At 69.3% G+C, this 13,345-nt stretch carries 9 protein-coding genes; 4 read left to right on the top strand and 5 right to left on the bottom strand.

The window, feature by feature from the left end; translation table 11 throughout:
• Position 1: 1 nt before the first annotated feature.
• Together NY1_RS00370 and NY1_RS00365 are read left to right on the top strand one after the other, a co-directional pair.
• Positions 2-880 carry an ABC transporter ATP-binding protein gene (locus NY1_RS00370; RefSeq protein ID WP_067706461.1) on the top strand — a complete coding sequence of 293 codons (879 nt, stop codon included), beginning with the start codon at positions 2-4 and terminating at the stop codon, positions 878-880.
• Entirely contained in the window at positions 877-2,064 is a 1,188-nt protein-coding gene (locus tag NY1_RS00365) for an ABC transporter permease (protein WP_067706458.1), read from the top strand. The genes NY1_RS00370 and NY1_RS00365 overlap by 4 nt, the downstream gene beginning before the upstream one ends.
• 4 nt (positions 2,065-2,068) lie before the next feature.
• Here the strand turns inward: NY1_RS00365 and NY1_RS00360 are convergent, their stop codons facing one another.
• From NY1_RS00360 to NY1_RS00350, 3 genes are all read right to left on the bottom strand, one after another.
• A complete protein-coding gene (locus NY1_RS00360) occupies positions 2,069-4,678 on the bottom strand; it encodes a DNA translocase FtsK (protein ID WP_067706455.1) in 2,610 nt (869 codons plus the stop codon).
• A gap of 134 nt (positions 4,679-4,812) precedes the next feature.
• Positions 4,813-8,052 carry an AfsR/SARP family transcriptional regulator gene (locus tag NY1_RS00355; protein WP_084534483.1) on the bottom strand — a complete coding sequence of 1,080 codons (3,240 nt, stop codon included), beginning with the start codon at positions 8,050-8,052 and terminating at the stop codon, positions 4,813-4,815.
• Positions 8,053-8,179: 127 nt separating this feature from the next.
• Positions 8,180-8,797 carry a TIGR03085 family metal-binding protein gene (locus NY1_RS00350; protein WP_067706449.1) on the bottom strand — a complete coding sequence of 206 codons (618 nt, stop codon included), beginning with the start codon at positions 8,795-8,797 and terminating at the stop codon, positions 8,180-8,182.
• 271 nt (positions 8,798-9,068) lie between these two features.
• On the opposite strand from NY1_RS00350, the gene NY1_RS00345 reads away from it, so the two are divergent.
• Together NY1_RS00345 and NY1_RS00340 are read left to right on the top strand one after the other, a co-directional pair.
• Complete coding sequence (locus tag NY1_RS00345; RefSeq protein WP_157575164.1) at positions 9,069-9,470, top strand: DUF4189 domain-containing protein; 402 nt, start codon at positions 9,069-9,071, stop codon at positions 9,468-9,470.
• Between the two features lie 33 nt (positions 9,471-9,503).
• Positions 9,504-10,049, top strand: a complete 546-nt coding sequence (locus NY1_RS00340) for a WKL family lipoprotein (RefSeq protein ID WP_067706443.1) — start codon at positions 9,504-9,506, stop codon at positions 10,047-10,049.
• 196 nt (positions 10,050-10,245) lie between these two features.
• Here the strand turns inward: NY1_RS00340 and NY1_RS00335 are convergent, their stop codons facing one another.
• Both NY1_RS00335 and dapA read right to left on the bottom strand, forming a co-directional pair.
• Positions 10,246-12,318, bottom strand: a complete 2,073-nt coding sequence (locus NY1_RS00335; RefSeq protein WP_067706439.1) for a ribonuclease J — start codon at positions 12,316-12,318, stop codon at positions 10,246-10,248.
• Complete coding sequence (dapA, locus tag NY1_RS00330) at positions 12,315-13,223, bottom strand: 4-hydroxy-tetrahydrodipicolinate synthase (RefSeq protein ID WP_067706436.1); 909 nt, start codon at positions 13,221-13,223, stop codon at positions 12,315-12,317. The genes NY1_RS00335 and dapA overlap by 4 nt, the downstream gene beginning before the upstream one ends.
• Between the last annotated feature and the right edge of the window lie 122 nt (positions 13,224-13,345).

Raw genomic sequence — 13,345 nt, 5'->3', positions numbered from 1 at the left:
GATGCTGGAAGTCGCGCATCTGGTGCGCAGGTTCGGTGCGAAGACGGCGGTGGACGATGTGTCGTTCACGGTGCCGGACGGCGCGCTGACCGGGTTCGTGGGCGGCAACGGCGCCGGCAAGACCACCACCATGCGGATGATCATGGGGGTGCTGGCCGTGCACGGCGGGGAGGTGCGCTGGGCCGGACGGCCGGTGACCATCGCGGATCGGCGGCGGTTCGGGTACATGCCCGAGGAACGCGGGCTGTACCCGAAGCAGCCGGTCGCCGATCAGCTGGTGTATCTGGCGCGCTTGCGCGGGATGAGCGCCGAAGCGGCCAAGCAGCGCGCGCAGGAACTCCTGGACCGATTCGATCTCGGGGCGCGCGGCAAGGACAAACTGGAATCGCTGTCGCTGGGCAATCAACAGCGCGTGCAGATCGCCGCCGCGGTGATGGCCCGGCCCGAACTGCTGATCCTCGACGAACCGTTCTCCGGCCTGGACCCCGGCGCGGTCGACTCGATGGCCTCGCTGCTGAAAGAGTTCGCGGCCCAGGGCGTGCCGATCCTGTTCTCCTCCCATCAGCTGGATCTGGTGGAACGGCTGTGCGATCAGCTGGTCATCCTCGCCCAGGGGCGGGTGGTGGCGGCCGGATCGGCGGCCGAACTGACCGCGGGCGGGCCGCAACGCTATCGGTTGCGCCTGGACGGCGACCTGGAATGGCTGCGCGCGTTCGACGGCGTCGAGGTGCTCGAGCTCGCCGACCACACCGCGCTGCTGGAGCTGACCGGCGCCACCACCGACGAACTCCTCTCCAAGGCAATGACTTTCGGATCGATCAGGGAGCTGGCCGAAGTGCGACCCTCGGTGTCCGACATCTACCGCGAGGTGACGGCATGAACGACACGGCAACCGCGCGCGGCGTCTGGCGCATCGTGGCCCGGCGCGAAATCCTGGTCAAGCTGCGCGACCGCAACTTCCTCATCTCCACCGGCATCACCATGCTGCTGCTCATCGCCTCACTGGTGGTCAGCGCGTTCGTCAGCGGCCGCACCGAGACCGTGGACATCGCCGTCACCGGGCCGGGCGCGGTGCAGGTGGTCGAGCTGGCGGGCAAACTGGCCGACAAGGCCGACGCCAAGACCGCTTTCGCCATCCACCAGCTCGGCGATGCGGCCGCCGTCGAACAGCAGGTGCGGGACGGCGACGCCGACGCCGGACTGATGCCCGGGGCGTCGAACGGCTGGCAGCTGCTGGGCAAGACCGGCGAGAACGACACGGTGAACACGTACGTGAGCGCCGCCGCCGGTCAACTCGCGGTGCAGCGCAATGCCGCGGCCGCCGGCATCTCGCTGGAACAGCTCTCACAGGGCGCGGAAGTCAATTACACGGTGCTCGAACCGGATTCGGTGGACGCCGGGGTCGCCAAGATCGCGACGCTGGTCTTCGGTTTCCTGTTCTATCTGGCCTCGATCCTGTTCGGCCTGTCCATCGCGCAGAGCGTGGTCGAGGAGAAGCAGAACCGCATCGTGGAAATCCTGGCCAGCGCGATTCCGCTGCGGCAGTTGCTGGTCGGCAAGGTCATCGGCAATGCGGTGATGGCGTTCGGGCAGCTGCTGCTGTTCGTCGCCGCGGGCCTGGCCGGACTCGCCGCCACCGGCAAGGCCGATCAGATCCGCCAGGTGGGCGGGGCCGCGGGCTGGTTCGTGGTGTTCTTCGTCGTCGGCTTCCTCGCCCTGGCCAGCCTGTGGGCGGTGGCGGGCGCGGTGGCCACCCGCAACGAGGATCTGCAGGCCACCTCGACGCCGTTGACCATGTTCCTGATGGCGGTGCTGTTCGCCGGCATCTTCCTGTCCGGCACGGCCTTGACCATCGCGTCGTATGTGCCGATCGTCTCGGTGGTGGCCATGCCCAGCCGCCTGGCCGCCGGTACCGCCGCCTGGTGGGAGCCGTTGCTCGCCCTGGCCGTCATGGCCGCCGCGACCTACGGCACCGTGGTGCTCGCCGAGAAGATCTACCGCCGTTCGCTGATGCAGACCCAGGGCCGCATCAGCATCCGGCAGGCGCTCGCGCTGGAGGACTGAGGCGTCAGTCCTCGTCGTCCGCGGCGGACGGTTCGCCGCCGCCGCGGATCGACCACAAAACCCCGTCCAGCTCATCGGGTTTGATGAGCACATCGCGGGCCTTGGAGCCTTCGCTCGGGCCCACCACGCCGCGGGTCTCCATCAGATCCATCAGGCGGCCCGCCTTGGCGAAGCCGACCCGCAGCTTGCGCTGCAGCATGGAGGTGGAGCCGAACTGGGAGGTGACGACCAGTTCGGTGGCCTGCAGCAGCAGGTCCAGGTCGTCGCCGATATCCGGGTCGACGTCCTTCTTCTCCCCGGCCTTGGCGGCGGTGACGCCCTCCTGATAGTCGGGTTCCTTCTGATCCTTGGTGAATTCCACGATGGCGTGGATTTCCTCGTCGGAGATGAACGCGCCCTGCAGACGGGTCGGCTTGTTCGCGCCCATGGGCAGGAACAGGCCGTCGCCCATACCGATCAGCTTCTCCGCGCCGGGCTGATCGAGAATGACTCGCGAGTCGGTCAGCGACGAGGTCGCGAAGGCCAGGCGGGACGGCACATTGGTCTTGATCAGACCGGTGACCACGTCCACCGACGGGCGCTGGGTGGCCAGCACCAGGTGAATGCCTGCCGCACGGGCCTTCTGGGTGATGCGGACGATGGCGTCCTCGACGTCGCGCGGCGCGGTCATCATGAGGTCGGCGAGCTCGTCGACGATGGCCAGGATGTACGGGTACGGCTTGTACACCCGTTCACTGCCCAGCGGCGCGGTGATCTGCCCCGACTTGACCTTGCGGTTGAAGTCGTCGATATGGCGGACCTTGTTGGCCTGCATGTCCATGTACCGCTGTTCCATCTCCTCCACCAGCCAGGCCAGCGCGGCAGCGGCCTTCTTGGGCTGGGTGATGATGGGGGTGATCAGGTGCGGAATGCCTTCGTACGGGGTGAGTTCCACCATCTTGGGGTCGATGAGGATCATGCGCACCTCGTCCGGCGTCGCGCGCTGCAGCAGCGAAACCAGCATGGAGTTCACGAAACTCGACTTACCGGAACCGGTGGAGCCCGCCACCAGCAGGTGCGGCATCTTGGCCAGGTTGGCGCAGACGAACTCGCCCTCGATGTTCTTGCCCAGGCCGATCACCAAGGGGTGATGGTCGTTCCGGGTCGACGGGGCCTTGAGCACGTCGGCCAGGCGCACCAGTTCGCGATCGGAGTTCGGGACCTCGATGCCCACCGCGGACTTGCCGGGGATGGGGGCCAGCAGGCGGACGTTCTCGGTGGCCACGGCATAGGCGATATTGCGGGCCAGGGCGGTGATCTTCTCGACCTTGACGCCGGGGCCCAGTTCGACCTCGTAGCGGGTGACGGTCGGGCCGCGCACGAAACCGGTGACCGCGGCGTCGATCTTGAACTGCACCAGCACCTCGGTGATGGCCTCGATCATCGATTCGTTCGCCGCGCTGCGCTTCTTGGGCGGATCGCCGTCGGTGAGCAGGGTCAGCGGGGGCAGATGGTAGTCGCCCTCCACCTCGCGTTCGGTGACGAACTCCAGCTGCTGCGGTTCCGGCGGCGGCGGGGTCTGGTCGATGACCTTGGGGGCCTTGCGGGGCTTGGGTTTCGGCTGCTCCGGTTCCGGAGCGGTCTCCTTGGCAATGGATTTGGCGTCCTGCAAAGGCGGTTCGCCGATGACCTCGGTGGCCGCGTCGGAACCGCCGAACTCGTCCGGCGGATAGTTCTCCTTCGGGGTGCGCCCGCGCCGGCGCACCTCGGGGCGGTGCAGCGGGAAGCCGTCCGCGTCGTAGTTGGCGGGATCGTAGAGGCCCGGTTCGTCCGAATAGCGTTCGTATTCGTCGCCGCCCGCGCCCGTGCCGAAGATCTCGCGCAGCCGCTCGGGCACCTCGCGCACCGTGGTGCCGGTGACCAGCAGAATGCCGAAACCGATGGCCAGCAGCAGCAATGGCACGGCCAGCCAGCCGCTCAGACCGTCCCGCAACGGACCGCCGATCACGTAGCCGGCGAATCCGGCCGCGTGCGCGCGGCCGTGCGAATCGGTGGGCGCGCCGGCCGCCAGATGCCAGAGTCCCAGGACCGGCAGGCCCATGAGCAGGCCGCCCAGAATCAACCGGGGCCGGATCTCGGGCTGCGGTTCGGTGCGCATGAGGATCACCGCGATGGTCACCGCAACGAAAGGCAGCCCCGCCGAAGCGGATCCGGCCACCCACCGCACCACGGTATCGACCCAGCCGCCGACCGGACCGCCCGCCGCGAACCACACCGCCGCCGCGATCACCACCGCGAAAGCCACCAGCCCCAGCGCGATCCCGTCCCGCCGATGCCCGTGCTCGATCTCCCCCGCCCGGCTCACCGCTCGCGTACTCGCCCCCAGCCCGCGCGCCAGCATGTTCCATCCGCTGCTCACGCCCCGCCGCACCACCGCCAATGGCGCGGTGTTCGACTGCCGTCGCGGCGCCGGCCGCCGCGCCGCCGCGGACCTCCCCGCTGCCGGAGCGCGCTTACGCGCCGGAGCCTTCGCGGGCGTGCGCGGAGCCCGCGCCTGGGACCGTGCCGGAGCCTGCCCCCGCGCCGATCCCCCGCGCGAACGTGACGTTGCGGTGCCGCGGGCCTTACCTGCCATGCGGTCCAGGCTAGCCGCAACCGCCCCATACGGACCATCCGCAACACACGACCCACCCATTCCAGACATTGTCGAACCGGCCACACCCCCAGCCCGAAAACAATGACCTTTCGGCCTGTGACCGGGCGGGTGAGTCAGTGGACGGCGGGGAGGCGCGGGGCGCGTTCGGGCTTGCGGGCCATGGCCGTCCAGCGGGTGAGGGCGGCGTCGAAGTCGGGGATTTCGCTGGTGGCGGCTCGATAGCATTCGGCGGCATCGACATTGCGGCCGAGGCTGCGCAGGGCGGTGTAGCGGACCAGCATGTTGTAGGTGTGCAGGTGGTCGATGCGGCCGGAATCGCGGGTGGCTTCGGCGCGTTCGGCCTGTTCGGCGGCTTGGGAGAGGCGGCCGGCGCTGAGGTGGGCGAGGGCAGCGCGGGTGTGGATGGTGGATTCGAAACGGCTGCTGCCGGCGCGCTGGGCGGCGTGCAGGGCCAGATCGAACAGATGGGTGCCGAGTTCGGCTTCGCCTTCGCTGCTCATCACCCAGGCGGCTTCGGTGAGCGCCCACATGACATTGCGGCGGGTGCCGGGGTGACTGTCGCCGACCACCGCGCGGGCGGCGGCGGCCAGGGAATCGCGATTGCGGCCGGCGGCCGAATACGCCTGGGCGAGGAAGGAATACGCGACGCGCACGCATTCGGGGCTGGCGCCGGCGCGGTAGAGGCCGAGGGCGGCGGCGGAATGGGTGGCGGCGCGGTTGGGATCGTGCTGGTGCAGCGCGATCACACCGGCGAACAGGTGTGAACAGCCCGCGACCCAGGGTTCGGCGTCCGGGTTCACCTCCGTGAGGAGCCGCTGCACGTGGGCGTCCGCGCGCTGCGGTTCACCGAGTTCGGCGACCAGGGCGAAAACCAGGGCCAGGCGGGCCCGCTGCGCCGCAACCACATTGCCGTCGAGTTCGGCGGCGTGGATGAGTTCTTCCAGGGCCTTCTCGATATCGACCGTGGAGTCTCCGGCCAGCATGGTCTCCCCCACCGCCAGCGCGAGATCGGCGGCGAGCGTGCGGTGATGCGGTTCGCCCGCGGCGGCGAGGCGGTACAGCGCGATCAGATTGCGGCGTTCCACGTGCAGGAAATCACAGGTGGCATCCAGACCGACCGCCCGGGTTCCCGGATGCCCGGTCGGCGCGAGCGCCAGCCGCAGCCCCGGATGCCGCACGCGCAGCACGGTTTTCATGGTGGCCAGGTAGTAGTCCAGCAGCCGCGCGGTCACATCCACCCCCGCGTCGGCGCGATGCCCGAGCGCGAAAAGCCGCATCAGATCGTGATAGTGATACCGCCCGCGCCCCACGCTCTCGAGCATGCCGCGATCCACCAGCTCCTCGCACAGATCCTCGGCCATCGGCTCGGTGGTATCGAGCACCGCCGAAGTCGCCGCCAGCGACAGATCCGGCAGATCCGCCATGGCCAGCAACCGGAACGCCCGCGCCGCCTCCCCGGGCAACTGCGCATACCCCGCCCGGAACGCCGCGGTCAGCGCCAGATCCCCCACCCGGAACCGATCCAGATCATGCCGATCCGCGGCCAGCCGATCCGCCTCGGAAATCAACGTCCACCGCGGCCGCGCCGCCACCCGCGCCGCCACGATCCGCACCGCCATCGGCAACAGCCCACACAACTCCACAATCCGCCGCGCCGCCTCCGGCTCACCCGCCACCCGATCCGATCCGACGATCCGAGTGAAAAGCTCCACCCCCTCGGCAATATCGAGCACCTTGAGCGCAGCCGTCCGCACCCCCGGCAACGCAGTGAGCGGCCGCCGCGCGGTAACCAGCACCGCGCACCCCGGCTCCCCCGGCAACAACGGCACCACCTGCGCCGCATCAGCGGCATTATCGAGCAGAATCAGCATCCGCCGCCCGCTCATCGCAGACCGGAACAACGCAGCCCGCTCGGCTACACCCCCCGGCACCTCCCGCTGCGGCACCCCGAGCGCCCGCAGAAACGCCCCCAACACGTGCTCAGGATCAGCAGGCTCCTCCCCCGCGCCCTGCAGATCCACATAAAGCTGCCCGTCGCCATAGTGGTCCCGAACCCGGTGCGCCACATGCAAAGCCAACGTGGTCTTCCCGACGCCCCCCATCCCTGAGATGGCAACGATCGGCGGCGCACCGGCCTGCCCGCCCCGGTCGTCCCGCCACCCGCGCCCGTCACCGGCGATGGGCTCAGCCGCGGGTGCGGTCTCGGTGATGCGGACCGACGCCGTGGCAGAAGTGACGGTAGACGCCGTCACGCCCGCAGACGTGGCGGCAGGCCCCGTGACCGACGCGGCGCCGGCCACCGACGCGGGCGCAACTCCGGGCGCGACAGTCAGCCCCGTGGCCAACGGAGCGTCAGAAGCCGGTGCAGGCGCAACTCCGGACGTAGCAGCAGGCCGCGTGAGCGACGCGGCCTCGGACTCCGGCGCGGGCGCAACCCCGAGCGCGGCAGTCGGTTCCGAGGCAGGCGCGGTGGTCGGTGCGGTAGGGCTGGCGGTCAGGAGTGCGCAGAGTTCGCGGACCATATCTTGGCGGCCGGTGAAATCGGCTGCGTCCGGGGGCAATTGCGCGGGTTTGGGGGCGCTCGCCGTCGGCGGGGCGGTATCGGTGGCGGGGAGTTCGTCGGCCAGGATCTGGCGGTGCAGTTCCAGGAGGACCGGACCGGGTTCGATGCCTTGCTCCGACACCAGGAGGCGGCGGATGCGCTGGTATTCCTCTAGGGCTTCGGTGCGCCGCCCGGCTCGGTACAGGGCGGTCATCAGGAGGCCGCGCAGGCGTTCGCTGTGCGGGTCGGCGGCGATCAGGGCGGTCAGGTCGGCGATGGCGCGTGAGTAGTCGCCGCGGCGGACGGCGATTTCGAGGAGGTCCTCTTCCAGGCTGAGGCGCAGGCGGCGGAGGCGGGCGCGCTCGGTGGCGGCCCAGGGGCCGGGCACGCCGGTCAGCGGGTCGCCGCGCCAGAGGTCGAGGGCGGCGCGGATCGCGGCCTCGGAATGTTCGAGATGTCCTGCGGCGCGGGTGTGTTCGACTTCGGCGCGCAGGCTCTCGACCCGGTCGATATCGAGTTCGACGGGACCGGAGAGCCGGTATCCGCGCGTCTCCGAGGTCAATTCGAGGGTGCCGGGCCGCACGGCGAGCTGTTTGCGCAGCGCCCACGCGTAGTTGCGCAGGGCGCCCACCGCCGAGGACGGCCGGTCCGCGCCCCAGATGCCGTCGACCAGTTCCTCCACCGACACGGTGCGCCCGCGCCCGCACGCCAGCATGACCAGGGCGGCCTGCTGCTTGGGCGGCATGGGCGCGGTCGGCGCGCCGGCACACCTCAACTCGACCGGTCCGAGAACCGTCAGTTGCCAAGACATTGCGACCACCTCATCACAGCACGGGCTTCCTGCCGATCACGAAAGTTACCGTTCGTCGCGTGATCGTTTCATGATCGGTGTTCGCGCCGCCAACCGGATTGGGAATCCGATCCCGCCTGGTGGACGGTCAGACGCTGCGGTCCAGCGCGTGCACGATGTCGACGTCGGCCGGATCACCGGCGGCGGTCAAACGGACCTCGTTGCGGCCGAAGGCGTGCAGCAGCAGCTCCGACGGCGGGCCGGTCAGCACCACGGTGCGGTCGCCCGCCCGGTGCGCGACGGTGCGGTCACCGGCGGGGGTGGCCAGCTCGACGGTAACCGGCGATTTGCGATATGCCATGCGCGCCAAGCCCTTCAGGATCTTCCAGAGCTGGGCCTCGTCGGCGGCGGGCAGTTCGCGCGGCTCCCAGCCGGGCGCGCCGCGGCGCACGTCCTCGTGGTGCACGAACATCTCGGTGGTGTTCAGCAGGGCGTCCACCGGGCGCAGGTACCAGGGCGGGCCGCTGCTCACCACTTCCAGCAGCTGCGGGTAGGGACGCCGGGCGACCCGCTGCTGCACGCCGTCCAGGTAGGAGGCGAGGGGTTTGACCAGGATGCCGGCCGAGGCATCGGGGCGGCGTTCACGCACGATCAGGTGGGCGGCCAGGTCGCGAGTCGTCCACTCACCGCACAGGGTGGGGGCGTCCGGACCGGTGGCGGCCATCGCCTGCACCAGGGCTTGCCGTTCCCGTTGCGCCATGCTCATAAAGGTCACCCTAATCGGACACCGCCGGCGGTGCACAGCACGGGTTTCGAAGCGCCTGCTTCCGAATGGAAATGCCCCGGATCAGTCGCCGTTAAGCCAATGACCCCATGAACGACAAGCCGGCGCTCCGATCATGAAATCGGAAGGGGGATAAGCATATCCGGGCAAGGATGGCGAAAACCTCTTCTACGAGCGCCGTTTCGAATTGGCATCGGCCAATTCATATCGGTAGCTTGATCAGTCGGTCCATCGGGTCGTGGATCGTGTGTACATGAAGGGCAATATCTTGAAGAAGTTCGTCACCGGCGCGGTCGCCATCGCCGCGACCGCCGGTTCACTTTTGGTCAGCGCGGGCTCCGCCGGCGCGGCTCCGGTCTATTTCGGCGCGATCTCGGTCTCGCCGTCGACCGGCAATATCGGGACCAGCCTGGACTACTCGTCCATGGGGCAGGCGCGCAGCAATTCCCAGTCGACCTGCGGTCCCAGCGACTGCAAGACGCTCGCGTCGTGGTCCAACGGGTGCGGCGCCGTCGCCTACTCCCGGTCCGCCCGCCAGTACACGGGCGGGGCCGCGGCGAACGTGCGCGCGGCGCGGTCCGCGGCGGTGGCCGCGAACCGGGGCAATGACGCCACCATCGTCAAATGGGCGTGCACGTCCAACCACGCGGTCTAGGCCGGGCATTCCGAAATCACGGGGAGAAATTCGTTGAAGCACACCGTTTTCCGCGCCACCGCCGCGCTCGCACTGGCGGCCTCCGCCTTCGGCCTGGTCGCCTGTAGCACCAGCGAGGCCGAGTCCGGCAAGTCCGCCGCAACCTCGTCCGCCGCCGCCCAGTTCGAGAGCGGCGGGGGTGAGAACGCCGAGGGCGAGGCGCCGACCACCACCACGGTGCCCAACCTGCCCAAGCCCACCGTGCAGGAACTGAACGACAAGATCACCAAGGCCTTCGATCCGTCTGTCGACGCCAAGTCCAAGGCCGCCATGATCGAAAACGTGGACCTGGATCCCAACCTGGCCGTCAAACTCGTCGACGCCGCCAAGGCGAACAAGGTCAAGATCGAGATCACCGAGGTCGGCGAACCCTCCGACGGCAAACTCGTCGCCAAGGCCAAGGTCACCATGGACGGCAGCAATGTCGACGACGCCAAGGTCACCTTCGTGGCGTCCGGCACCGACTGGAAGATCGACCACAACTACGCCTGCAGCATCGTCAAGACCGCCAAGCTCGACTCGGCAGCCTGCCAGGACTGAGGTAGTAAGAGACACGGAGCGCCCCGCGGCTGATGCCGCGGGGCGCTTGTGTGTGTGGGGGGGGGGAGGGCGCAACGCCCGAAACGGCGGGATGACACGCAGGTCGCCTGGCAACCATTCGGCGGGGCGCCCTTCCCCACCCCTTACCGCCGAGGGCCCCGCAGCTACTGCTGCGGGGCCCCTCTTCTGCTTTACCTCAGACGCCGATCACCGTCGGAATGATCATCGGGCGGCGGCGGTAGGTTTCCGCGACCCAGCGGCCCACCACGCGGCGCACGCTCTGGGCTATGCGGTGGGTGTCGCTGACGCCCTCGGTGGCCAGGCGGTGCAGTTCGGATTCGACCAGCTGCTGGGCCGAGGACAGGGCGTCCGGATCGTCGGAGAAACCGCGACCGTGGACTTCCGGTGTGCTGACGGCCTTTCCGGTGGAGGAGTCGACCGCGACGGTGATGGAGATGAACCCGCCCTCACCGAGCACCAGGCGATCCGAGAGGGTGGACTCGCCGACGTCACCGACGGACAGGCCGTCGACGTAGACCTGCCCGACCGGCATCCGCCCGGTAATGGTCGCGATGCCGTCGACGAGATCGACCACGACGCCGTTCTCCGCCAGCACCACTCGCTCCTCGGGCACGCCGGTCGCCACCGCGAGCGCGCCATTGGCCCGCAGATGCCGCCATTCACCGTGCACCGGCATGGCATTGGTCGGCCGCACCGCGTTGTACAGGTACAGCAGCTCACCGGCCGAAGCATGCCCGGACACATGGACTTTCGCGCTGGCCTGCGTCACCACGGTCGCGCCCAGCCGCGCCAGCCCGTTGACCACGGTGAACACCGCGTTCTCATTGCCCGGGATGAGCGAGGAGGCCAGCACCACCAGATCGTCTTCGCGAATATTGATCTGGCGATGGTCGCCGCGCGCCATCCGCGACAGCGCCGAGAGCGGCTCGCCCTGCGACCCGGTCGAGATCAGCACCAGCTTGTGCACCGGCAGGTTCGCGGCCTGATCCAGATCGACCTCCAGGCCGTCCGGAATGTTCAGGTAGCCGAGGTCCTGCGCGATCTGCATATTGCGCACCATGGACCGCCCGACGAAGCAGATGCGGCGGTCGTAGCGCATGGCCACATCCACCACCTGCTGGATCCGGTGCACATGGGAGGCGAAGGACGCCACGATGACCCGGCCCTTGGCCTTGCCGATCACGCTGTCCAGCACCGGGCCGATCTCGCGTTCCGGCGTCACGAAGCCCGGCACCTCGGCATTGGTGGAGTCCACCAGGAACAGGTCCACGCCCTCGTCGCCCAGGCGGGAGAACCCGGCCAGGTCGGTGAGCCGGCCATCGAGCGGCAGCTGATCCAGCTTGATGTCGCCGGTGTGCAGCGCGATGCCGGCGGGCGTGCGAATCGCCACCGCGATCGCATCCGGGATGGAGTGGTTGACCGCGAAGTACTCGCAGTCGAACGGCCCGTGCTGGGTGCGCTGCCCCTCCACGACCTCGATCAGCTTGGGCTGCAGGCGATGTTCCCGGCACTTGGCCGCGACCAGCGCGAGGGTGAACTTGGCGCCGACGACCGGGATGTCCCGGCGTAGGCGCAGCAGGAACGGCACCGCGCCGATGTGATCCTCGTGCCCGTGGGTGAGGATGACGGCCGCGACATCGTCCATGCGGTCCTCGATGGGCCCGAAGTCCGGCAGGATCAGGTCGACGCCGGGCTGCTGATCCTCGGGGAACAGCACGCCGCAGTCGATGATCAGCAGCTTGCCGCCGTATTCGAAAACGGTCATATTGCGGCCGATTTCGCCGATGCCGCCGAGCGCGAAGACCCGCAGCCCGCCCTTGGGCGCGGCGGGCGGGGTGCCCATGGCGTGCGGATCGCGGCGGATCGGAGCGTCCTGCTGGCCCTGCCGGCCGCGGCCACCACCGCCACCACGGCGATTGCGGTCCTGGCGCGGACGGCCGGCGCCGGAATCGTCCTGACGCGAACGGGACTCGTCCTGACGCGCGGGCGCTTCCTCGGCCTGGGCCGCGGCGGCGCGGCCGCCCCGGCCGCCGATCGTGCCGTTGCGCCGGTCGCCGCGCGCGGTGCGGCTCGAACCCGACTGCGGCGCAGCCGGTTCCGCCTTGGTGGCCGGCGCCTCGGCGGGCGCTTCGACGGGTCTGGATTCCGGCGGCGTCACCGGGGTGGCGGGCGGCTCGGGAGCCGGTGCGGGCGCACCCGCGGCGCGGGAGGCGGTACGACGGGGACGGCGGGCTACCGGGTCGCTCATGCAAGCACCCCCGCAGCGCGGAGGTCCACCGCGAGTTCGTCGAGTTGATCGGGCGTCGGCATCACTTGTGGCAGGCGGGGTTCGCCGGTCTCGACGCCGAGCAGACGCAGTGCGCCCTTGGTCATAGCGACACCTCCCAGACGGGACATAACCCGGTTGAGCGGAATCATGCTGGCATTGATCTCACGCGCACGCACCACGTCGCCGGCCTGGTAGGCGGTGACGAGCGCGCGCAGCCGATCCGGCACGAGATGACCGATGACGGAGATGAATCCGGTCGCGCCGACCGACAGCCAAGGCAGGTTGAGCACATCGTCACCGGAGTAGAAGGCGAGCCCGGTTTCGGCGATGAGTTCCGCGCCGGCGTTCAGGTCGCCCTTGGCGTCCTTGACCGCGACGATGCGCGGGTGCTCGGCGAGCTTGCGAATGGTGTCCGGGGCGATGGCCACCACCGAACGCGGCGGAATGTCGTAGAGGGTGACCGGCAGGTCGGTCGCGTCCGCGATGGCGGTGAAGTGCGCGAGCAACCCGTCCTGGGTGGGCCGCGAGTAGTACGGGGTGACGACGAGCAAACCGTGCGCACCGGCGCGCTGCGCGTTGCGGGCGAGCTCGATGCTGTGGGCGGTGTCGTAGGTGCCGGCGCCCGCGATGACGGTGGCGCGGTCCCCGACGGCGTCGACGACGGCGCGCAGCAGGTCGAACTTCTCGGACTCGGTGGTGGTGGGCGACTCGCCGGTGGTGCCGGAGACGGCGAGCAGGTCGACGCCGCCGTCGATCAGACGGGCAGCGAGGGCGACACCGGCATCGACGTCGAGCTTGCCTTCGGCGGTAAAGGGGGTCACCATCGCGACACCTACTGTGCCGGACGCGTGCAGCTCGATTCGCGTCGATTCACCGTTCGTCATAGTCAGAAGGCTACAGCGTCACCGGAACGACTTTTGCACCGTTATACCCGAACCGTGCCCTCGGCGACGGTGATTCGCGCGACGCGCCTGCTGATGACGCCAATCTTCTCCTTGTATGACGT

The sequence above is a fragment of the Nocardia yamanashiensis NBRC 100130 genome, from assembly GCF_001613325.1.
GTDB classification, from domain to species: Bacteria; Actinomycetota; Actinomycetes; order Mycobacteriales; family Mycobacteriaceae; genus Nocardia; species Nocardia yamanashiensis.
Note: the sequence above shows the minus strand (reverse complement) of the source record. Positions and strands in the feature narration are given on the sequence as shown.